The organism is Gymnodinialimonas phycosphaerae (assembly GCF_019195455.1).
Lineage (GTDB): Bacteria > Pseudomonadota > Alphaproteobacteria > Rhodobacterales > Rhodobacteraceae > Gymnodinialimonas > Gymnodinialimonas phycosphaerae.
The window spans coordinates 2129255-2149686 of sequence record NZ_JAIMBW010000001.1; the positions used below are offsets into that span (position 1 = coordinate 2129255).

26 protein-coding genes and 1 tRNA gene are annotated in these 20432 nt (G+C 64.4%); 10 read left to right on the forward strand and 17 right to left on the reverse strand.

Going from position 1 to position 20432, the window contains the following annotated elements; translation table 11 throughout:
- Positions 1-181: 181 nt before the first annotated feature.
- The 3 genes from KUL25_RS10525 (at position 182) to KUL25_RS10535 (ending at position 3600) form a co-directional block, all read left to right on the forward strand.
- Entirely contained in the window at positions 182-1999 is a 1818-nt protein-coding gene (locus tag KUL25_RS10525; RefSeq protein WP_257892898.1) for a M3 family oligoendopeptidase, read from the forward strand.
- A complete protein-coding gene (locus KUL25_RS10530; protein WP_257892899.1) occupies positions 1999-2319 on the forward strand; it encodes a hypothetical protein in 321 nt (106 codons plus the stop codon). The genes KUL25_RS10525 and KUL25_RS10530 overlap by 1 nt, the downstream gene beginning before the upstream one ends.
- Before the next feature lie 96 nt (positions 2320-2415).
- Positions 2416-3600: a dipeptidase gene (locus tag KUL25_RS10535; RefSeq protein WP_257892900.1), complete on the forward strand. Its 1185-nt coding sequence runs from the start codon at positions 2416-2418 to the stop codon at positions 3598-3600.
- A 67-nt stretch (positions 3601-3667) separates the two neighbouring features.
- On the opposite strand, the gene KUL25_RS10540 is transcribed toward KUL25_RS10535, so the two are convergent.
- The 7 genes from KUL25_RS10540 to KUL25_RS10570 form a co-directional block, all read right to left on the reverse strand.
- A complete protein-coding gene (locus tag KUL25_RS10540) occupies positions 3668-3907 on the reverse strand; it encodes a CDGSH iron-sulfur domain-containing protein (protein ID WP_257892901.1) in 240 nt (79 codons plus the stop codon).
- A 57-nt stretch (positions 3908-3964) separates the two neighbouring features.
- Positions 3965-4270, reverse strand: a complete 306-nt coding sequence (locus KUL25_RS10545; RefSeq protein WP_257892902.1) for a DUF4389 domain-containing protein — start codon at positions 4268-4270, stop codon at positions 3965-3967.
- Between the two features lie 72 nt (positions 4271-4342).
- A complete protein-coding gene (locus tag KUL25_RS10550; RefSeq protein WP_257892903.1) occupies positions 4343-5311 on the reverse strand; it encodes a Gfo/Idh/MocA family protein in 969 nt (322 codons plus the stop codon).
- A gap of 24 nt (positions 5312-5335) precedes the next feature.
- Positions 5336-5752, reverse strand: a complete 417-nt coding sequence (locus tag KUL25_RS10555) for a hypothetical protein (protein WP_257892904.1) — start codon at positions 5750-5752, stop codon at positions 5336-5338.
- Between the two features lies 1 nt (position 5753).
- Positions 5754-5891 carry a hypothetical protein gene (locus KUL25_RS10560; protein WP_257892905.1) on the reverse strand — a complete coding sequence of 46 codons (138 nt, stop codon included), beginning with the start codon at positions 5889-5891 and terminating at the stop codon, positions 5754-5756.
- Between the two features lie 183 nt (positions 5892-6074).
- Positions 6075-6971 carry an RNA polymerase sigma factor RpoH gene (gene rpoH / locus KUL25_RS10565; RefSeq protein WP_068362701.1) on the reverse strand — a complete coding sequence of 299 codons (897 nt, stop codon included), beginning with the start codon at positions 6969-6971 and terminating at the stop codon, positions 6075-6077.
- A 222-nt stretch (positions 6972-7193) separates the two neighbouring features.
- Positions 7194-8213, reverse strand: coding sequence for an RluA family pseudouridine synthase (locus KUL25_RS10570; RefSeq protein ID WP_257892906.1), 1020 nt, complete (start codon positions 8211-8213; stop codon positions 7194-7196).
- Between KUL25_RS10570 and KUL25_RS10575 the strand changes: the two genes are divergently transcribed.
- Positions 8212-8526, forward strand: a complete 315-nt coding sequence (locus tag KUL25_RS10575) for a DUF6476 family protein (RefSeq protein ID WP_257892907.1) — start codon at positions 8212-8214, stop codon at positions 8524-8526. The genes KUL25_RS10570 and KUL25_RS10575 overlap by 2 nt on opposite strands.
- A gap of 130 nt (positions 8527-8656) precedes the next feature.
- Here the strand turns inward: KUL25_RS10575 and KUL25_RS10580 are convergent.
- A tRNA-His gene (locus KUL25_RS10580) sits at positions 8657-8733 on the reverse strand.
- Positions 8734-8884: 151 nt separating this feature from the next.
- On the opposite strand from KUL25_RS10580, the gene KUL25_RS10585 reads away from it, so the two are divergent.
- A complete protein-coding gene (locus KUL25_RS10585) occupies positions 8885-9076 on the forward strand; it encodes a DUF6324 family protein (protein ID WP_068362646.1) in 192 nt (63 codons plus the stop codon).
- Positions 9077-9091: 15 nt separating this feature from the next.
- Positions 9092-9445 carry a solute carrier organic anion transporter gene (locus KUL25_RS10590; RefSeq protein WP_257892908.1) on the forward strand — a complete coding sequence of 118 codons (354 nt, stop codon included), beginning with the start codon at positions 9092-9094 and terminating at the stop codon, positions 9443-9445.
- 24 nt (positions 9446-9469) lie between these two features.
- Here the strand turns inward: KUL25_RS10590 and KUL25_RS10595 are convergent, their stop codons facing one another.
- The 3 genes from KUL25_RS10595 to KUL25_RS10605 form a co-directional block, all read right to left on the reverse strand.
- Positions 9470-9928 carry an MmcB family DNA repair protein gene (locus KUL25_RS10595; protein WP_257892909.1) on the reverse strand — a complete coding sequence of 153 codons (459 nt, stop codon included), beginning with the start codon at positions 9926-9928 and terminating at the stop codon, positions 9470-9472.
- A 293-nt stretch (positions 9929-10221) separates the two neighbouring features.
- The gene (locus tag KUL25_RS10600; RefSeq protein WP_257892910.1) at positions 10222-10554 is read right to left on the reverse strand and encodes a hypothetical protein; all 333 of its coding nucleotides are present in this window, start codon (positions 10552-10554) and stop codon (positions 10222-10224) included.
- Positions 10555-10635: 81 nt separating this feature from the next.
- Positions 10636-11556, reverse strand: coding sequence for a sodium:calcium antiporter (locus tag KUL25_RS10605; RefSeq protein ID WP_427854419.1), 921 nt, complete (start codon positions 11554-11556; stop codon positions 10636-10638).
- Positions 11557-11725: 169 nt separating this feature from the next.
- On the opposite strand from KUL25_RS10605, the gene KUL25_RS10610 reads away from it, so the two are divergent.
- Positions 11726-13057, forward strand: a complete 1332-nt coding sequence (locus KUL25_RS10610) for a hypothetical protein (RefSeq protein WP_257892912.1) — start codon at positions 11726-11728, stop codon at positions 13055-13057.
- A complete protein-coding gene (locus KUL25_RS10615) occupies positions 13050-13859 on the forward strand; it encodes a COG3904 family protein (protein WP_257892913.1) in 810 nt (269 codons plus the stop codon). Before KUL25_RS10610 ends, KUL25_RS10615 begins: the two co-directional genes overlap by 8 nt.
- A gap of 119 nt (positions 13860-13978) precedes the next feature.
- Here KUL25_RS10615 and nusB read toward each other — a convergent pair whose 3' ends face one another.
- The 6 genes from nusB to KUL25_RS10645 all read right to left on the reverse strand — a co-directional run bounded on the left by nusB (position 13979) and on the right by KUL25_RS10645 (position 17707).
- Positions 13979-14464 carry a transcription antitermination factor NusB gene (gene nusB / locus KUL25_RS10620; protein ID WP_068362671.1) on the reverse strand — a complete coding sequence of 162 codons (486 nt, stop codon included), beginning with the start codon at positions 14462-14464 and terminating at the stop codon, positions 13979-13981.
- On the reverse strand, positions 14461-14997 hold the full coding sequence (locus KUL25_RS10625; RefSeq protein WP_257892914.1) for a 6,7-dimethyl-8-ribityllumazine synthase: 537 nt from the start codon (positions 14995-14997) through the stop codon (positions 14461-14463). The genes nusB and KUL25_RS10625 overlap by 4 nt, the downstream gene beginning before the upstream one ends.
- Complete coding sequence (gene ribB, locus KUL25_RS10630; RefSeq protein ID WP_257892915.1) at positions 14997-16127, reverse strand: 3,4-dihydroxy-2-butanone-4-phosphate synthase; 1131 nt, start codon at positions 16125-16127, stop codon at positions 14997-14999. Before ribB ends, KUL25_RS10625 begins: the two co-directional genes overlap by 1 nt.
- Before the next feature lie 78 nt (positions 16128-16205).
- Positions 16206-16763, reverse strand: coding sequence for a hypothetical protein (locus tag KUL25_RS10635; RefSeq protein WP_257892916.1), 558 nt, complete (start codon positions 16761-16763; stop codon positions 16206-16208).
- Positions 16760-16984: a hypothetical protein gene (locus KUL25_RS10640; protein WP_257892917.1), complete on the reverse strand. Its 225-nt coding sequence runs from the start codon at positions 16982-16984 to the stop codon at positions 16760-16762. Before KUL25_RS10640 ends, KUL25_RS10635 begins: the two co-directional genes overlap by 4 nt.
- A gap of 132 nt (positions 16985-17116) precedes the next feature.
- A complete protein-coding gene (locus KUL25_RS10645) occupies positions 17117-17707 on the reverse strand; it encodes a riboflavin synthase (RefSeq protein WP_257892918.1) in 591 nt (196 codons plus the stop codon).
- 177 nt (positions 17708-17884) lie between these two features.
- Here KUL25_RS10645 and KUL25_RS10650 point away from each other — a divergent pair, with 177 nt between their 5' ends.
- Both KUL25_RS10650 and KUL25_RS10655 read left to right on the forward strand, forming a co-directional pair.
- A complete protein-coding gene (locus tag KUL25_RS10650; protein ID WP_068363827.1) occupies positions 17885-19174 on the forward strand; it encodes a capsule biosynthesis protein in 1290 nt (429 codons plus the stop codon).
- A gap of 103 nt (positions 19175-19277) precedes the next feature.
- Positions 19278-20429, forward strand: a complete 1152-nt coding sequence (locus KUL25_RS10655) for a polysaccharide biosynthesis/export family protein (RefSeq protein ID WP_427854420.1) — start codon at positions 19278-19280, stop codon at positions 20427-20429.
- Positions 20430-20432 lie beyond the last annotated feature (3 nt).

Below are 20432 nucleotides of genomic sequence, written 5' to 3' on the forward strand. Positions count from 1 at the left end.
CCAAATCGCCGGGGGCCGCGCGCGGGCTGACGCCCGCGCGCGGCGGTGCCTCCTTTCCGACGTCCGTGCGAGATGTCGCGGTTGAGATTGAGTTTTTTTGGCAAGATGAAAGGGGGCGGGTTGAGACTATGGCGCGCCGGGCGCATATCTGTCTGACCGTTTTCAAGCCCGAGGATACCTGATGCGCCTGCTTTTTCCTGTTCGTGATGCCGCCTCTGATGCCGGAGGGGCGCCCCTGGAGGGGTTGCCGGAGTGGAACCTGGACGATCTTTACGAGGGTCAGGACGCGGCCGCGTTGAAGCGCGATCTGGATTGGTTGGAAGACGCGTGCCGGTCTTTTGCCACGGATTACGAGGGTAAATTGGCCGATCTGGAGGCCGATGGCCTTCTTGAATGCACCCTGCGCTATGAGAAGATCGACATGATCGCCGGGCGCATCATGTCGTTTGCGGGTCTGCGGTATTACCAGAAGACCACCGATGGCGAGCGGGCAAAGTTCATGTCGGACATGCAGGACAAGATCACCACCTACACAACGCCGCTGGTATTTTTCTCTCTGGAATTCAACCGGATCGAGGATGCGCCCTACGAGGCGATGATGGCCGAGAACACGGATCTGGCGCGTTACAAGCCGGTGTTCGACCGCATGCGCGCGATGAAGCCCTACCAATTGAGCGATGAGTTGGAGAAGTTCCTCCATGATGCCTCAGTCGTTGGAGCCTCGGCATGGAACAAGCTGTTCGATGAGCAGATCGCAGGCTTGAGCTTCGAGGTGGACGGCGAGACCCTCGGCATCGAGGCGACGTTGAACCTGATGACCGACAGTAACCGCGACAAGCGCGAAGCGGGCGCGCGGGCCCTGGCCGAGAAGTTCGAAGAGACCGCGCCGTTGTTCGCGCGGGTGCACAACACCTTGGCGAAAGAAAAAGAGATCGGCGACCGCTGGCGCGGGTTGCCGTCGCCGCAAGCGAGCCGGCATCTGGCCAACCACGTGGAGCCTGAGGTGGTGGAGGCGTTGCGAGATGCGGTCGTCAAAGCTTATCCCCGCCTGTCGCATCGCTACTACAAGTTGAAGGCCAAGTGGATGGGCCTTGAAACCATGGAGGTCTGGGACCGCAACGCGCCGCTGCCGATGACGGAGGACCGGATTGTCGGCTGGGACGAGGCGCGCCGCGTGGTGTCCGAGGCCTACGCAGGATTCGACCCACGCATGGCTGAACTGGCAGAGCCGTTCTTTACCGACGGTTGGATCGACGCGGGCGTGAAAGAGGGCAAGGCACCCGGCGCCTTCGCGCATCCCACCGTGACCGACGTGCACCCCTACGTGATGCTCAACTATCTTGGCAAACCGCGTGATGTCATGACCTTGGCGCACGAGTTAGGCCATGGTGTGCACCAGCGGCTGGCCGCTGGACAGGGCGAGATGCTGTCTTCCACGCCGCTGACGCTGGCCGAAACCGCCTCCGTCTTCGGCGAGATGCTGACCTTCCGCAAGATGCTGGCCGAGGCCAAGGACGACGCCACCCGCAAGGTGATGCTGGCGGGCAAGGTGGAGAACATGATCAACACCGTCGTGCGCCAGATCGCCTTCTACGATTTCGAGTGCAAGCTGCACGAGGCGCGCCGGAACGGAGAGCTGACGGTCGACGACATCAATGCCCTGTGGATGTCGGTGCAAGGCGAAAGCCTCGGCCCCGTCTTCACCTTCATGGAGGGCTACGAGACATTCTGGGCCTACATCCCCCACTTCGTCCACTCGCCCTTCTACGTCTACGCCTATGCGTTCGGCGACGGGTTGGTGAACGCGCTTTATGCGGTCTATGCCGAGGGCAATGAAGGCTTTGAAGAGAAGTATTTCGACATGCTGAAGGCGGGCGGGTCGAAGCACCACAAGGAGCTTCTGGCGCCGTTCGGCCTGGACGCCAGCGATCCGGCGTTCTGGGACAAGGGCCTGAGCATGATCGAGGGCTTCATCGACGAATTGGAGGCGATGGAGTGATGACCCACGCGTTGCCCCGCAAACGGGCCGGCATCCGGAGGATCCTGAATGGGGTGCAGCGGCATCCCCGGCCCGAGTGGCGCAATTGGCGCGGCTGGGGCAGAAGACTGTCGCGCGTGCTGGTGGAAGTGCGCCACCGGGTGCCGCCGGGATTTCGCCTGATCCTGGGTCTGATATTCATTGCTGGAGGGCTGCTATCGGTTCTGCCGTTTCTTGGCCTTTGGATGTTGCCGTTCGGGATCGCCGTCGCCGCGCTGGATGTCGTGCCGCTGTGGCGTTGGTTTCGGGGCCGCAAAGGCTCGCGACGGCCTCCGACGTGAGCGGCAACGCTCGGCGCAGCGCAGAGACATCTGAGCTTGGTGGATATAGCCCTGCCACTGGTCTAACTATGTTTCCGCATTGATCTGGAGCCCTCCATGGCACTTCTGCGCAAACTTCTGGGGCGACTGCTGCTGCTTGTCGTCGTGGGCCTTGCCGCCTTCCTGACCTTCGCGCCGGGCTATGTGGAGGCCGAGCGCAATGGCATCAACTGGCGGGGCCCCTACCCTGTTTCAGACGCCGCCGCCGCCTTGCACGATACGCTGACGATCGGCGATTGGCATGCCGACAGCCTGTTGTGGGCGCGTGACCTGACCGAGCGGGGGGCCACGGGCCACGTCGATATCCCGCGCCTGCTGGAGGGCAATGTGGCGCTTCAGGTCTTTACCACCGTCACGAAATCACCCGCAGGGCAGAACTATCACGAGAACGCCCCCGACGCGCGGGATAACATCACGCTATTGGCCGTGGGTCAGCTGTGGCCACCGCGCACCTGGAACAGTTTGGTCGAGCGGGCGCTGTACCAGGCCGAGCGGTTGCACGGCTTTGCCGAGGCCTCGGACGGGATGCGGGTGATCACCTCACGGGCCGAGTTGGAGGCGCTGCTGGAAGCGCGGTCCCAGGGCGTGCAGGTGGTGGGGGGGATCCTGGGCATCGAGGGCGCCCATGCGCTGGAGGGCGAGATGGCCAACCTCGACCGGTTGGAGGCGGCGGGCTTTCGGCTGGTGGGGTTGCACCACTTCTTCGACAATGAGCTTGGAGGCTCCCTGCATGGGGTCGGCAACCAAGGCCTGACCGAGTTTGGCCAAACGGTCGTGGCAGAGGTGGTCGCCCGCGGCATGGTCGTGGACCTGGCCCATTCCTCGCAACAGGTGGCCCGCGACGTCATTGCGGCAACGGACGTTCCCCTGATCGTCAGCCATACCGGGCTGCGATCCGCCTGCGACGCGCACCGCAACTTTCCCGACGATCTGATGCGCGCGATCGTGCAAAACGGCGCTGATCAGGGCGGCGGTGTGATCGGCATCGGCTTTTGGGCCGATGTCACCTGCGACGACAGCCCCGATGGCGTGGCCCGCGTGATCATGGCGGCGATCGAAGCGTTGGGGGGGGATCACGTGTCGCTCGGGTCGGACTACGACGGATCGGTCACGGTGGGCTTTGACGCGTCCGAACTGGCCGCGCTGACCGATGCACTTGTGCGCGCGGGCGCGACCGAGGCCCAGATCGCGGCGGTCATGGGCGGCAACATGCTGCGCGTGTTGCGGGCGCGATTGAACTAGGCCGCTCGCGGGGGCGTTTCACCCCCGGTGCCCCCTCCTCGCGCCTTACCGGCGCTCCTCGCAGGGGTCACAACTTGGCGTGAGATCCGTCGCACATCGGCGTGTTGGACGTCGCCTTGCAGCCGCAAAAGAACGCCTTACCGTCCTTCTCTGCGGTGTATTTCACCGGTGTGAACTCGGTTCCCTTGTGGGAGCCGTCGCAGAACGGCTGGTTCGCGGACTGGCCGCAGGCACACCAGAAATAGGATTTCCCGGCCTCGACCTCCACGGGGTAGGGGGCGGTTTGGGCGATTTTCGGCGCTGACATCGGGCTGGCTCCTTGGCTGACGAATTTACTTGTAACATGGGGCGGTCGCGGCCTGCGTCAATCCAGATCGGTCCACGGCCAGGGCTTCACCTCGGAGGCCGCCGCCTGATACCGCGCCGCTTTCGCCATCCAGATCCCCAGATCGGTGCCGAAATCAGCCAGGCGCTCATTCGGCTCTCCCTTGGACACGGCCATGACGATGAACTGGATCACGGTCAGCGCGGTCAGCACCGTGCTGGCGAAACTCAATAGCACCGCAATCAGGATCATGTACAAAAGGCGCTGTGCCAGACCTTCACGGCTGGCTTCGGGTTGCTCTCCGTTCAGGCGACCGTCGATATTGCCATCGTCATTCCGAGCCATGGGCGTGGTCCTTTCGCAAGCGTTCGACAACACTCTAGCGGGCCATCGGCAAGCGGGCCAGCCCGGGCGTGGTCACGCGGCCGCTTGCGCAAAGATCGCATCCAGCACCGCCTGCGTCCCGCGCGAGAATTCCAGCGGGCAGGCGAAGGCCACACCGTCCAGAACGTGGGCGGCCACGGCCTCCACCTGCGCCACATATTGGTCGACGCCGGGAAAGCGGATCACCTGCACGTCCGCGCCATCGCGCGCGATAACGATCCGCGCTTCTGCGTAGGTGCCGGGATTGAACGGCGCAGGCAGGGTCAACGTGCCCTCGGTGCCGTGAAACATCATGACCTGATAGCGCGCTGCACGCATCGAGACGTGGAAATTGAACCGCACCTCACCCGCTGTCGCCGCGACCCAGGCCGAGGTATCGACACCCCCCTCCTGCACAAGGTCCACATGGCTCGGCACAGGCTCCAACCCCGTCGCCAGCCGGAAACCACCGATGGGGTACACGCCGACATCGCGCAGGCCCCCGCCGCCCAGTTCAGCCGACAAGCGAATGTTCGACGCATCCGCCAGCGCGTAGGTGAAGGCCCCGCTGACACTGCGCAATGTCCCGATCGCGCCCTCGGCCAGCAGCGCCCGGGTGCGGTGCCATTGCGGGTGATGGGCGGGCATCCACGCCTCGGCGATCAGCCGCGAGGTCGCCTCCCGCGTCGCAATCAGATGATCGATGTCAGCGAGGCTCAGGCCAATCGGCTTTTCGCACAGCACATGCTTGCCCGCCCGCGCGGCCTTGGCGCTCCATTCGGTATGAAGCGCGTTGGGCAGCGGGATGTAGACGGCGTCGATTTCCGGATCGTCCAGGATCGCCTCATAGCTGCGTTCGACCTTCAGGCCGGGGACGAGATCAGCGAAGGGAATGGCACGCGCGGGATCACGCGTGGCGACAGATTTCAGGTGAGTGCGGCGGGCGGCGTGGATCGCCGGGGCCATGGTTTTGCGCGCAAAGCCAGCGGCGCCCAGGATACCCCAGGTCAGATGCGGTTTCATGGGGTGTTGGTAGCGTGCGACGCGTCAGGCCGCCAGAGGCATGATCTGGACGCGGGGGCCGTGGGCCTCGGCCAGCATCGTCGCAAGGATCAAACCGATCACGTCGGAATAGGCCTCTTCAAGTGCCTCATCGCCGCCCAGATGCCCGGTCACCATGTCCATCAGCGCCGCGTGAAGCGCCATGTAGCCCCGGGGCGACATTCCGGCGGAGCGCAGTGTGCAGGCCAGCGGCGCGAGCTGACGCGACATCGCGCCGGGCACGTCGATCAAGGCGACGGCATCGGCCAACAAGTCCACGGGCGATAGGGACACGCCGCGCGCCATGGCGGGCGCATAGCGGGCCAGATGCATCTCGAATGCCATCGCCAATTGCGCGGGCCGGTCGGTCAGGCGCGGCAACGTGGCTTTGACCAACGCGATCTGGGTGGGTGTCACATTCATCTCAGGCCCCTTCCCGCGGCAGGTCTTGCGCTGCACGTGCAAGGCTGAACTGCGGCAGGTTGCCAAGCGCTGCGAAGACGTCCGCCGGGGCGCACGGATGGGGGGCTGCGGGTTTGAGGGTGAAGAAGCGGCGAAGCATGGCGGCAGTGTCCGTTGATGAGGGGTGTCTTGTCTTGAGCCCAATATGCGCCCTGCCCTGCCCGCCCGAAAGGCAAGGTTTCCCTACCCAACCACCGCTCTTGAACGCAAAAGGCCCACACGGGGTGAACCGTATGGGCCTTCCAACTGCGGTGCCGTCTTGGGTGGCGGCACCGGGGTCACATCACGCAGAGGTCAGCATGCCTTGCTGGCGCGCCATCTCGCGCATGCGCTTTTGCAGCTTCTCGAAGGCGCGCACCTCGATCTGGCGGATACGCTCTCGGCTGACGTCGTAGACGCCCGACAGATCCTCCAGCGTCACGGGCTTCTCCTGCAAGCGGCGCTGGGTCAGGATGTCCTTTTCGCGCTCGTTCAGAACGTCCATCGCCTCGGTCATCAGGGCCATGCGGCTTTGATACTCATCGCGCTCGGCATAATCCGTGGCCTGATCCGCGTCCTCATCCTCCAGCCAATCCTGCCACTGGGCCGAGCCTTCATCGTCCGAGCCGACCGTCGCATTCAGCGACGCGTCGCCGCCGGACATCCGACGGTTCATGGAGATCACTTCCGTCTCGGTCACGCCAAGATCGGTCGCGATACGGGCCACGTTTTCGGGACGCAGGTCGCCCTCTTCCAACGCGCCGATGCGGGCTTTGGCCTTGCGCAGGTTGAAGAACAACTTCTTCTGCGCCGACGTCGTGCCAAGTTTCACCATCGACCACGAGCGCAGGACATATTCCTGGATCGCGGCGCGGATCCACCACATCGCATAGGTGGCAAGGCGGAAGCCCTTTTCGGGGTCGAATTTCTTCACGGCCTGCATCAGGCCCACGTTGGCCTCGGAAATCACCTCGGCCTGGGGCAAGCCATAGCCGCGATAGCCCATGGCGATCTTGGCCGCGAGGCGCAGGTGCGAGGTCACCATCTGGTGGGCGGCATCGGTATCCTCATCCTCGACCCAGCGCTTGGCGAGCATGTATTCCTGCTCTGGCTCCAGCATCGGGAACTTGCGGATTTCCTGAAGGTAACGGTTCAGTCCGCCCTCAGGTGTCGGGGCGGGAAGATTTGCATAATTGGCCATGTCTGGTCCCCCTATTGCGTTGGTCCCGTATTTGCGGGCCGGGCGCGTTGACGCGCATTCCGGTATGAAGATCATGTAAATACGATTAACTTAACTTCAAGATCCCGTATTCACTTTTCGGATTGGGGTTATGCACCTTGCGAATACGAACAGCAATACAAATCAGCGCACGATCACGTGCATTTGCGCACATGTGATACCCGGTTACGCGCTTGTTTTCGACTAGGAAGGGCGCTGTCCCAGAAGGGCAAGCAGCGTGCGGAAATCCTCGGGCAACGGCGCCTCAAAGCTGAGGTGCTCTTTCGTGACGGGATGCTCGAAGCCCAGCGTGGCCGCATGCAGCGCTTGGCGAGGGAAAGTGTTCAAGGCCTCCGCGCCCGGCACCTTGGCGCTGACGCGACGGCGCCCGCCATAGGTCTGATCCCCGATCAGCGCGTGGCCCGCGTGGGCCAAATGCACCCGAATCTGGTGGGTCCGCCCCGTCTCCAAGCGGCATGACACCAGCGAGACCGGCCCATGCGCCTCCAACACCCGGACCCGCGTGACAGCATGACGCCCGCCGGTGAACAGCACCGCCTGACGTTGGCGATCGGTCTTGTGGCGCGCAAGCTGCGTGGTGATCTTGACGGTCGAGCCCTCGAAACTGACCCCCTTGATCCCGCGCAGACGCGGATCCGCGCCGTCCGGCGTACCGTGGCACAGCGCCCGGTATTCCCGCTCCATCGAGTGGTCTGCGAATTGCGCCGCCAACCCATGATGCGCCCGGTCGGACTTCGCCACCACCAATAGCCCCGAGGTATCCTTGTCGATGCGGTGCACGATACCGGGCCGTTTCTCGCCCCCGATCCCGGACAGTTTGCCGCCGAAATGATACAAAAGGGCGTTCACCAGCGTGCCGGAAGGCGAGCCGGGGGCCGGATGCACCACCATGCCGGCGGGCTTGTTGATGACGATCAGGTCATCGTCCTCATGAATGATATCGAGGGGAATATCCTCTGCCACGGTCTCGACGTCGGCCGCTTCCTCCACGGTGATCGTGACCGCGTCCCCTTCGGACACCCGCGCTTTGGGGTCGGTAAAGACCACGCCATTCACCGTCACGGCCCCTGCCGGGATCAGCTTCGCCAGCCGCGTCCGGCTGATCGCTTCGCCCTCTGGCACAGCACGGGCCAGTGCCTTATCAAGGCGCGGACCCGGGTCGGGGCCAATGACAACTGAAACGATACGCGTGAGGCCGGACATGGCGGATGAAATTCCCGAAGGTGACGGCCCCCTGCCCCCCAATTTGCGCTTCCTGCGCGTGCTGGTGACGGTACTGACGGCGGTGATGATCCTGGGCGTCTTAACGGTCATCTTGCTGCTTGTCATCCGGCTGAACGATATTCGCGGGCCGGTCCTGGTCCACCCCGAGGTCTTTTCCATTCCCGCAGGGGTGAATACGGTCGGCTATAGCGTGGTGGACGGCTACACGGTCATCATCGGCGACGATGGCATCATCCGCGTCTTCGCCAGCGACACGCAGGAATTGGTGCAACAACTGGACCTGAACGAGTGACACCTGCGAAGCGGGCTTCCGCCAATGAGGGGGGCGGCCCAACCCTCAAGCAGCCCGAAGGGCGTTAGGACAAACATCCCGTCCTCAAGTAGCCCGAAGGGCGGTAGGACAATTATACAGAGAGAAATATTGGTACCAGCGCCCCGGCTCGAACGGGGGACCTCCTGATCCACAATCAGGCGCTCTAACCTACTGAGCTACGCCGGCATCCTTTACACGGTCGCGGGATAGCGCCGCCCCCGAAAGATTGCAAGCCCGATCCGTGGCCCTATCCGCGCAGAACGCGCACCTTTCGGGTCCCTTGCGCCCACCATCCCCCCTGCGGTACCCCAAGACACACAACGACCCGGAGGCTCCCATGGGGATCAATAGCGAAAACGACATGTCTGCCGATCTTCAGATCGGGCCGACGAACCTTGGCATGGTTCGGATCTATATCACGGGCGACAAGATTGATCTGCCGATGGATTTCGATCCGGAAGAGGCCGAGGATATCGCGGAAGAACTGCGGGCCGCCGCCGCCGCCGCGCGCAAAGCCACCAAGAAATAAAGCCCCGCGTTCGACATGACCGAGGGTCGCCCGCCGTTTGCGCCCCGGCGCGCTGTCCTGAAACTGATGGAAATCGCGGGCCAGTTTTGTATTGGCCTGATCTTGAGCTCTGCGATGTCCGGTGCCGTCCTTTGGGCCACCAGAGGGCTGCCGGACGTCGGGGATTACGACATCTATTGGCAAGGCCAGGTTGGCACCGCGATGGGCTATGGCTTGGTCTCGACCTGCCTCGCGGTGCCGATATGGTTGATCGGCAGCGTCTGGCGCAGGTTGCGATGGATGCGCGCGTGGTGGCTGGGACTTGTCCTTGCCAACGGCCTGACCCTGACGGCGTACCTTGCCGCGATCCCGACAGGAAGCGGGGGCTAAGGCCAAGGCGGGGTCAACGCGCGGCTATGGCGGCAGTTCCAGCCCCGGATCGCGATACATGTGCAGGCGCATCGCGGCGGCGCGGGCAAACCTTTGGGTCATGGCCTTGCGCCGAGCGCCTGCCAACTTCGTCTCTGGCCCCATCCGCAGGATCTCGGCATCATAGGAATCAGCGATGATCAACCCGGTGTCATCGGGCAAAAGCTCGGTCGGGAAGGCGTCATCCACCGCCCAGAAATAGCGATCGCCCCATTCCAGATACCCCTCCCACTTGGCATCCGAGGTGAAATCCACCCGCGATGATTTGCATTCGATCACCCATAATTCACCCTTTGGGCCCATCGCCATCACGTCCAGCCGTTTGCCGCGCTCGGGCGTGAATTCCTCCAAGGTAACGAAATCATGGGACCGCAGGTGCCGGCACACGCCCCGGGCCAGCAGTTGGCCGGGCATCAAAGTCACGTCTTTCACTACATCCTGCATCGGACAAACATGAACAATAGGTGAACAAACCGCAAGATGTTTTCACGGCGACACAGGCAGCCCGCCCTTGCCGTGGCCCCATCCGCCCCCTATGTGGGGAATCGGCGGATCTACCCTTCTCGTACCTGTGGCAACATTCCAGTGGCCTTAAGCAAATCCGAGGGAGCTGGCTCTGGCTTGACCGTGGTCATGCTATCTGGCGCCCACCTGTACATACAGGTCCTCGGGAATATACGCCTCTACGGAAGCGGTGGTCCCCGCCACTATACCCCCGCCACTATACCTAAGTCACGCTACCTGCCGCGCGCCTCATCGGCGCGTACGGGGTCGGCGCGCACGGGGATCGGCATCGCCATCGGGTCCACCACGGGCTCGGGCGCGCGCTTGCCGCCGCCCTTGTCGTCATTGTCAGCCATCATCATGATCCGAATACCGACCTGGACCGACCCGAAGGTGATCCAGCACAGCGCGGTCATCACGATCAGCGCCAGAACGCCATCAGACGAATGGGTCACAAGGTGCCACAGGTTCGCCACGTTGAACCACAACAACGCCCCCACGAAAGCGACAGCAATGACGCCGCCGTAAATGGCATGGCGCAAGATCATCTTGATGTAGTCGGGCATGGGGCAGCTCCATTGTGTGCGACAGGCAAATGGTAGCAGAGCCGTGGGCGTCGTCCAGCCCTTGGCCACGAAAGCCCCCGTTCAGGCGATCACCAGCCACATGTAGCCTGCGTATCCCGCCAGCCCCAAGGCCCCCGCCGCGCGCGGAACCCGTCCCCAAAGACCCAGTACCAGCAGGGCCGCCCCGGTAATGGCCAGCGCCCAGACCTCGGCCATGTCCAGCGACGGCGGCACGGCGATCGGATGCACCAGCGCGGTGATCCCCAATATTCCCAACACGTTGAAGCTGTTGGAACCGACGATATTGCCCAATGCTAAGCCGCCCTGCCCGCGCACCGCCGCCGAAAGGCTGGCGGCCAGTTCGGGCAGCGATGTGCCGATGGCCACCACCGTCAGCCTGATGACCGAGGGCGGCACCCCAAAGGCCTCGGCGATGTCTACCGTGCCGCTCACCAGGGCCTGGGCACCGCCGATCAACAGCACAAGGCCCACGGTCACGAAGATCAGGCTTTGGCCCAGGCGGCCTGGGGCGGCCTCGGTCTCTTGCTCGGACAGGGCGACCTCGCCCCCGCGCACGCTGACCCAAAGGAAAATGGCCAGGATACCCAGGAACATCGCCCCCAGTACCGGGCCGATCCCGCCCAAAATGATCACGGCAATCATCCCCAAGGTCGCGGCGGCCACGGCAATGGCCTCTGCCCAGCCGATCCGCGCCACGAGGGGGACGATCACCGCGCTGGCCGCCAGGATCAGCGCCACATTGGCGACGTTCGACCCGATGACATTGCCCAGCGCCAGGCCGGGCGCCCCCGCCAGTGCCGCACTGAGTGAGGCGGCAAGTTCCGGCGTCGAGGTGCCAAAACCCATGACCACCGCGCCGATGACGGCGGGCGACATCCGAAACCGCACCGACAGGCCCAGGGCGCCACGCACCAGAACCTCGCCCCCGGCCACAAGCAGGGCCAGGCCCAAGACAACCAGCAAATAGTCCAAACCAAACACCCCTCCAGCGCGGAAAATCAGTGCGGCCCCGCAGCCCCGGTTGAGCGTACATGGGGCGGAAATCGACGCGCACAAGGCCCGCTCGCCAACCCATCCGATGGCCCGTCCCTTACGAAGCAGCGCCCGCAGGTCTATATGTCATCCCAAAGCGTTAGCGGAGCCCTTTGCCATGTCCGACCCGATCCCCCGAAACACCAACCCCCATGGCCTGGCCCATGCCCGTGAATTGCAGGGGCATCTGACGTGGCTCGAAAGCTTTTCCGGCACCGCGCTGGCGGTATTGGCCACGGCGTCGGGGATCTACACCTACCTTGGCGTGTCCTCGCTGCTGGACGACACCGGGGCGCTGTCATTCTTCGCGGCGTCGGCCTATTCCATCGCCGTGTCGGTGGGCATTTTCGTGTTCTGGTCCTACCTGATGCGCCTGATGCCAGCGATGCGCACGGTGGCCGCGAAGCTGAAGCTGATGGGCGCCATGGCGTTGGGATCGCTGGCGATTATCGCCATGTCGTCCTGGCTGAACGCCGCCGCGTTGGCGGGATCTGCCGCGGTCGAGCAGCACCTGGCGCAGACCGTGCAGGAATATCAGGAAGCGCTGGAGCAAGCCCATGACACCGCCGTCAGCGCACAAGCGCTCGAGCGGGACGTGGCCCGCGTGCGCCAATCGTTCGAAGACTTGTCCGAACAGGAGGCCGACGGCAACCTGTCGGGCCTTGCCGGGCGCGGGGCCGTCTTCCGGGTCTTGCGCCAGAAGGCCGAGGAACTGGCCGCGCTGGAGGTTCAGATCCAGGCACAAACGCCCCTGATCGAAGCCGCGTTCGAGGAAGGCAACGTGATCCTGTCGCGCATGCGCGCCCTGATCGTGGAGCCCGGCGCGGTCGAGGCGCGTTCCGTTGCCTTCTCCGAAGACGCTGTGCGTCTGGCGGGCCTTGTGTCGTCCCTACGGCAGCTCTCCGTCGCGCCCCTCGTGGACCGCGCGGCCGAGGATCTTTCGGCCTCCGTAGTGTTACCGGAACTGGATGCCAGCGGCGCAGGCGGGCAACAGGCGCAGGCCTCTACCATCACCTCCGTCCTTCAGGTGCTGGCCCTGCGCGCCACCTCGCTGGAAGATGCGGCCGAACAGGTCCTGGCCCGCCCCGCCACCGCGCAGGTCACCTACACGCCGATCTCATCCGCCGATGCCGTCATCCTTTACGCGGGCAACTTCGTGCCCTCCTGGGCCGGGGCGATCGCGATCGACCTACTGCCCGCCGTCCTGGTTCTGATCCTGATGGTCACCCAGGGCGCGATCCGTGCCGGACGCGGCGACTTGCCTGCCGAAGACACGCTGACGCTGGCCGAACTGCGCTCGGCGCTGCATGCCATGCGCGAGATGGAGGCGCTGGACCGCGCCGATCAACTGCATGTGGAGGAGGCAGGGCGACCGGCGCACCCACCCGCCGCTGCGACGCCCGAGAATGTCAGCCCCCTGCCGCCACAGCCCGCGCGCTCCAATGACTGAAACAGCGACTGAAACGGGCCCCGGAACGGCGGCAAACGGCTTCACGGTCAAACGCGCGATCACCGCGATCCTTGCGTTCCAGATCGCCATGGCGGTGGTGCTGGCCGGGTCGGACCTGATCTCGGCGCTGCCCCGCCTGCTGGCGGGAACGTCCGCGCCGCACCTCGACGCGCCCGTCGCCCCCGGCGATCAGGTGCGCCGTTACCGCCCCGGTGATCTGCCAACCCGCCAGCGCACAGATCCCGACCGGCAAACGCCGATCCCCGACCCCGGCGATATGCCCTCCCGCCTGCGCTTCTCGGTAGAGGGGGGCATCGCCCTTATGACCGGCCAGATCGCCCCCGGCGACAGCACACGCTTTGCCGAATGGATGCAAACGGATGCGACGTTCGAGGCGATCCGCCTGCATTCCCCCGGCGGCTCCGTCCACGACGCGCTGGCGATCGGCCAGACCATCCGCGACGCCGGGATCGCGACCGTGATGGAGCCCGGCGACATCTGCCTGTCGGCCTGCCCCTACGTTCTTGCAGGCGGCACCACGCGCACCGTCCCCGACGGTGCCATGGTCGGCGTGCATCAGCACTACTTTGGTGAAAACACCGCCCTGCCTGCGTTTCTCGCCATCGAAGACATCCAGTTCGGACAGGGTGAGGTCATGGCCCACCTCGACGCCATGGGCATCGACGTCCGCCTCATGCAACACGCCCTGACTACCCCGCCCGAGGCGATCTATGTGCTCTTGCCCGAGGAATTGGAGGCGTACCGCATGGTGTTTGACGCGGACCCAGAGTCAGAGGGCTGACCCGCCCCTCTTTGTTCTACCAATTTGCAAATCCAACGCCCACCCCGGTCACTGCCCCGGCCAGCGACGCGCGTCCCGTGCCGAAACCGCCGCCGCCCTTCCGCGCGGGGCCCCCCGGCTCAAAACGCTTCGGGTTTGGCCTCACGCGCCATGTGGTCAAGCACGGCGTTGACGAATTTGGCCTCTTTACCCTCGGGGAAGAACGCGCGCGCCACGTCGACGAATTCCGTGATCACCACCTTGGGCGGCGCGTTGCCCGCAACCAACTCGGCCCCCGCCGCCCGAAAAACGGCGCGCAGGGTCGGGTCGATGCGATCGATCGGCCACTTCGCCACCAGTGCCCGGTCCGTCATCTGGTCGATCCTGGCCTGATGACCCACGGCGTCTTCCAGGGTCTTGCGAAACAGGGTCGGGTCGCCTTCTGCCATTTCGTCGCCTTCGTAGGTCTCACCGAACCGGTAATCCTCGAACTCCACCCGGACCTGATCATAGGACTGGTTGGAATGCTCCATCTGGAACAGCGCCTGCACGGCATAAAGCCGCGCGGCAGACCGCATCTGCCGCTTTTCGTCCCGTGACGGGCCCTTTGGTTTCTTGTCGCTCATGCCGTGCCTGATCCGTCCGCAATCTCAAGGGTGCCCCTGGGTTTGAACCCGAGGTTCCCCTTAGGCGCGCCATACTTGCGCGTCAACGCGATCAGGTGCAGCGCGGCCTCTGCGGCACCGCCCGCCGTGTTCAGGCGCGCGCCATCAGCGCGTTCTTCGGCCTGCTCGCGGTTTTCCACGGTGATGATGCCGTTGCCGATACAAACCCCCTGCAAGCCCAACATCGTCAGCGCGCGCGAGGATTCGTTGATTACGATATCGTAGTGCGAGGTCGCCCCCCGGATCACGCAGCCCAAGGCGACGAAACCGTCGAAATTGCTCATGCGGTGGGCGATGCCGATGGCCGTCGGCACCTCCAGCGACCCTGGCACTTCGATCGTCTCGTGGGCCACGCCGGCGCGGTCCAGAACGTCACGGGCCGCAGCCAACTGCGCCTCGGAAATGCTCGTGTAATACGGCGCGATCACGATGGCGACTTTCACCGGCTTGTCGAAGGACGGCAGCCCCAAATCGTGGTCAGAATGTCCAGCCATTATCCAAGCTCCGATATCTTGCGCGTTCCCACGATGGAGAGCCCATAGGCATCCAGCCCAACGACCTTGGGCCTGGGCGAATTCGTCAACAGGATCATATCGCTGATCTCCAGCGACGACAGGATCTGCGCGCCCAGCCCGTATTGGCGCAGCGTCTGGGGGCTGACCTCATCATCCACCGCCAGCTTCATCGTCAGATCGCGCAGCAACACCAGCACTCCGCGCCCCTCGTCGGCAATCAGCTTCATGGCATCGGCGAATTCCGCCGCCCGCCCCTTGGGTCCGGTGCCGACAATGTCGAGAAGCGGATCCATCGCATGCATCCGCACCAGCACCGGATCATCGCCGGAGATATCGCCCTTGATCAGCACGATATGTTCGGCACCCTGGGTCTGATCGGTGTAGATCCGCATCGTCCACTCCCCACCGAACTCCGAGGTGATGACCTCTTCCTGCCGCACCCGCACAAGGTTGTCGTGACGACGACGGTAGGCGATCAGATCACTGATCGTGCCGATTTTCAGGTTGTGGCGTTGAGCGAAAGCCACAAGGTCCGGCAACCGCGCCATGGAGCCGTCGTCGTTCATGATCTCGCAAATGACACCCGAGGGGTTGAGCCCCGCCAGGCGCGAGATATCAACCGCCGCCTCCGTATGGCCTGCACGAACCAGCACGCCGCCATCCTTTGCCCGCAACGGGAAAACATGCCCCGGCGTCGCGATGTCCTGCGCCCCTTTGCCTGCATCGATCGCCACAGCCACCGTGCGGGCACGGTCATGGGCGCTGATCCCGGTGCTGACGCCTTCACGTGCCTCGATGGAAATCGTGAAGGCCGTCTCGTGGCGCGACGAATTGTTGGTGCTCATCAGGCTCAGGCCCAGGGCATCGATGCGCTCGCCGGGCAAGGACAGGCAAATCAACCCGCGCCCGTAGGTGGCCATGAAGTTCACCGCTTCGGGCGTGGCCATCTGCGCGGGGATGACAAGGTCCCCCTCATTCTCGCGGTCCTCGTGATCGACCAGAATGAACATGCGCCCATTGCGCGCGTCTTCAAGAATCTCTTCCACGGAAGAGATGGCATCAGACCAATCCCGCTCGACGGGGCCGGGTTCTTCAAAGGCTTGGGTCATGGACGGGCATCCCTCTCGCGCTGCACGGTTGCACGGCAGATAATCCAACACGCCCCCATTGACTAGGGCATGCGGCGCTTAGCCCGGGAACATGACTTCGCGGGGGATCGTGCCGCCAAGGCCGCCCGTGGCACTCCACTCGCCCTCCAGCGCGGTGGCAGCCACCACCACCAGCCCGTCAAGCGGCACGGCGGCGTCGCGCGCCAAGGCCTGCAAACTTTCGCGTGCGGCACGCCACGGCGTGGCCAAACCCGGCGCCCGCCCCGCGCCGTCCAACACGCCCGCCGCCACCACGCTGGCGGGATCGCGGGGGGCATGGACTGCCGCCAACCGCGCCACCGCCCCGTCCAACTTGATCAAACGCTGGCGAGCCGCGACAGACATCTCGCCCCCGCGCCGCATCTCCAACGCATTGTCCGAGAACAGAAACCCCACGATATCGCGCCCGGTCACCGCGTGCACCGTGGCGTAGGTCCTGTAGGGCAGCCCCAACCGCTCGGCCCGTTTCACGCGCAGCCGCACGACCTCCAGCGGCAGGCTCGGCAGCAACGCCGCCCGCGCCTTGGACCACGCCACCCGGCGAAAGCCCGCGCCGGCCTCCATGCTGGGTCCCTTGTTGTGCCCCATTCCCGTCATCGCGCGTTCTCCATCCAATCCACGCAGCGTACTGCATCCGCATGGGCCTCAGCTTCCCCTGCAAACCCACCCGCGCCAACCCCCAAAAACCGCCACCCATGGGCGTCTTCCGGGTCGCGCCTGCACTCTGCCCATGAAAACAGCCCATCGCCCTCGCGCCGCAGATCGACGCAGCGCTGCCCGGACCCATCCTCAATCGAACGCACCACCAGGGGCTTCACGCGCGACCCTCCCTTTCATCTTGCCGAAAAAACTCAATCCCGCACCCACCCCATGCGCCGTCTTCCCCAAGAAGGCGCACCCGGGCAGAGGCGCGTCGGGGTGGGTGGGTGGGCGACGCGCCTCTGCCCGTCCTACCCCTGCCAATCCGCCAGCCGCGCCACGTAGCGCGCCAAGGTGTCGATCTCGAAATTCACCCGGTCACCGACCTTGGCCGCCCCCCAGGTCGTCACCTCCTTGGTGTGCGGAATGATATTCACACCAAACCGGGCCCCGTCGACCTCGTTCACCGTCAAGGACGTGCCGTTCAGCGCGACCGAGCCCTTGGGCGCCACGAACCGCCCCAAATCACCCGGTGCATGGAACGTGAACCGGGTACTATCGCCTTCGTCGTGCATCTCCACAATCTCGGCGACCCCGTCCACATGCCCCGAGACGATGTGACCGCCCAACTCGTCCCCCACCTTCAAGGCCCTCTCAAGGTTCAGACGGCTGCCGACCTCCCAGGTGCCGATATTGGTCTTCGAAACGGACTCGGCCGAGATATCGACATCGAACCAATCGTCGCCCATGGCCACGACGGTCAGACACACGCCATCGCAGGCGATCGAGGCCCCCAGATCCACCGTGCCCATGTCGTAGCCCGTGCCAATGCGCGCGCGCAGATCGCCGCGATGCTCCAACGCGCGAACCTCGCCCAGATCGGTGATAATTCCTGTGAACATCTGCAAGCTCCCCCGTTGGCTCCGCTGCTTGCCCCCTGATATCGTGCTCTGGACGCCAAGGTCCAGCGTTGCTCCAGCCACGCAGATGCCACAATTCAGCCCAGACCCTGCCGTTCCCTTTTGCTCTTGTTAACAAAACCCGGATAGACAAAGGCCAGACCGAAGGATCCTGCCCCCATGGCGCCCAGCCACGCCCATCGCGCATTCCTGTTCCTGCAAGGCCCCCATGGGCCCTTCTTCGCGCGCCTGGCTGACATGATGGCGCATGCAGGCGCATCGGTCTGGCGGGTCGGCTTCAACCGGGGGGACCAGGCCTTCTGGCCCAACAAATCCACCTACCTTCCCTTCACCGATCCCAGCGCGGACTGGCCTGACCACGTGGCCCACCTGCTGGACGCAAAAGGCATTACCGATCTGGTGCTTTACGGCGACACGCGCCCGATCCATGCCCAGGCCATTGAACACGCCAAGGCCCGTGGCATCACCGTCCATGTGTTCGAAGAAGGCTACCTGCGCCCCTATTGGGTGACGTACGAACGCGGCGGCGCCAACGGCCACTCGCGCCTGATGGACACTCCGGTCGCGCGGATGCGCAACGCCCTCAAGGGCCTTGATCTCGACCTGCCCGATGCGCCGGCCAAATGGGGCGACATGCGCCAGCATGTCTTCTACGGCGCCCTTTATCATTGGTTCGTGATGACCCGGAACGGACGCTACGCCTCGTTCAAACCCCACCGGACCCTGACCGTATCGCAGGAATTCCGCCTCTACCTGCGCCGCCTCGCCCTCATGCCGTTTCTCTGGCTCGACCGGGTGCAGGCTACCTACCGCATCAAGACCGGCGGCTTTCCGTATCATCTGGCCCTTCTGCAATTGGCCCATGACGCCAGCTTCCGCGACCATGGGCCTTTTGAGTCAATGGCCGAGTTTCTTGAGGTCTTGATCGCAGGCTTTGCCGATGGCGCGCCCGCGCACCATCACCTCGTCTTCAAGGCCCACCCGCTGGAGGATGGGCGCACCCCGATCCGGGCCGATATCCGCCGCCTTGCCGCCCAGCACGGCGTCTCGGACCGCGTGCATTACGTGCGCGGCGGCAAGCTGGCGCGCCTGCTGAATGATGCGCGTTCTGCCGTCACCGTGAATTCCACCGCCGCGCAGCAGGCGCTCTGGCGCGGACTTCCGCTCAAGGCCTTCGGCCAAGCCGTCTACCTCAAGCCCGAGTTCGTCTCGGATCAGCCCCTGCCCGCCTTCTTCCAGAACCCCACCCGCCCTGACAGCCGCGCCTACCGCGATTATCGCCATTATCTGCTGGAAACCTCGCAAATCTCGGGCAGCTATTATTCCGCCCGGGGCCGCCGCCAACTTCTGCGCCAGGTGGTCGACATGATGCTGTCCCCGGAAGATGCCTATGATGCGCTCGACGCGGGCAGACCGGCACCAAGGCAACACCTTTCACTGGTGAAATAAGGTAATCCTTGCAAAGGGCTTCCCCGGTCGAGGCTTATTGGCTAATCTGCCTCAAAACGAGAATAAAGTATCTGAGGCAGTTCAGGCTAAAGGAGCCATCCCCGTGACATCGAGGGTTCCCCGTTTCGCGCGCATCGCCGCGCTGTGCACCTGTGTGGTGTCTATTACCGCATGTGACGTGCTCACCCGTGTGCTTCCGTCCGCAGGTCCCACCCGCAACCAGATCTTCGCAGGATCCGTCCAGAACGAAGGCGACGCTTTCGTGGTCGAGGTCAACCAACGCGTGACCGCCGCGACCTCGCTGGTCCCGACCCTGGGTTTCCCGCCCGCGTTGCTGAACGCAGGCGTGTCCAACACCGATCTGATCCGCCCCGGCGATACGCTGACCCTGACCATCTTCGAAAACGTGACCGATGGCCTTCTGGCGGGCGAAGGTGCCAATGCCGCGCAGCTGACCACGCTGCAAGTGGACACCTCGGGCTTCATCTTCATCCCCTACGCGGGCCGCATCCGCGCGGCGGGCAATACGCCCGACCAACTGCGTGAGTTGATCACCCGTAACCTCGACGAACAGACCCCCGATCCGCAGGTCATCGTTTCCCGTGAAGCCGGGGACGGCGCGACGGTCGTGATATCCGGTGATGTGAACGGCCAGGGGATTTTCCCGATCGAGCGTCCGACACGCACCCTTTCCGGCATGCTGTCGGCGGCGGGCGGCACCACCAACGATGCCGAGATTACCCGCGTGACCCTGGTGCGCGGCGGCCAGACCGGCACCGTTTGGTACGAAGACATCTTCCGCGACCCCTCCGTCGATATCTCCCTGCGCGCCGATGACCGGATCATCGTCGAAGGCGACACCCGTCGCTTTACGGCGCTGGGGGCCACCGGTGCCCAGACCGTGGTGGATTTCGACAGCCAGGTGATCTCGGCGATCGATGCCATCGCCTCCGTCGGCGGCCTGAACCCGTCGCTTGCCGATCCCACCGGCGTCTTCGTGCTCCGCAACGAGCCGGAAGAACTGGCCAACCTGGTCCTTGCCCGCAATGACCTGATCGGTGCCCAGCGGATGATCTACGTGCTCGACCTTACCGCACCCACCGGCATGTTCGAGGCCCGTGATTTCGTGATCCGTGACGGCGATACCGTCTACGTCACCTCCGCGCCGATCACGCAGTTCAACACTGCGATCTCGGCGCTGACCGGCACCCTGACCAGCGTCACGGGCGTCACCGACGCGGTCAACGGCAACTGATCC